Origin of the sequence: Streptomyces griseicoloratus, assembly GCF_014534645.1 — a bacterium.
In the GTDB taxonomy this organism is placed as follows: Bacteria; Actinomycetota; Actinomycetes; order Streptomycetales; family Streptomycetaceae; genus Streptomyces; species Streptomyces griseicoloratus.
In genome coordinates this window covers 1-451 of record NZ_JACVQF010000100.1, presented here as the reverse complement: position 1 = coordinate 451, position 451 = coordinate 1, and the positions used below count along the sequence as shown (strand labels likewise).

The 451-nt window shown below is 58.3% G+C and carries 1 protein-coding gene; it reads left to right on the top strand.

Annotated elements, in window-relative coordinates; genetic code table 11:
* Nucleotides 1-83: 83 nt before the first annotated feature.
* On the top strand, nt 84-254 hold the full coding sequence (locus H0H10_RS41600) for a hypothetical protein (protein WP_223179283.1): 171 nt from the start codon (nt 84-86) through the stop codon (nt 252-254).
* Nucleotides 255-451: the final 197 nt, after the last annotated feature.

Genomic DNA, 451 nt, shown 5'->3' with positions numbered 1-451 from the left:
TCCTTATCAGATCATCTTCTTCCAAGATGTCTTGCAGCTGCGGATCAAGCTGCAACTGCGGCTCCAGCTGCAACTGCGGCAAGATGTACCCTGACCTTGAGGAGAAGAGCAGCGGCGGTGCTCAGGCCACCGTCGTCCTCGGCCTGGCCCCGGAGAAGAAGGCCGGCCACTTCGAGGCGGCGGCGGAGTCCGGTGAGACCGCCCACGCCTGCAAGTGCGGCAACAGCTGCACCTGCGACCCCTGCAACTGCTGATTTGGATGGGGAACGTACACACCTGCGTGCATGCTAGCTACTGCCTACTCTGCTTGTGTGTGACTTGATTGAACAAGAATAAGGATGAGCCTGAGCCAACGTGCCCGATGTATCGGTTTGGCTCCGGCCTCATCCAGCATGCATGCGTCGTCTGCCCTTATGTGTGCTTTGCTACCTCCTTATTACCTTGTGCTTGG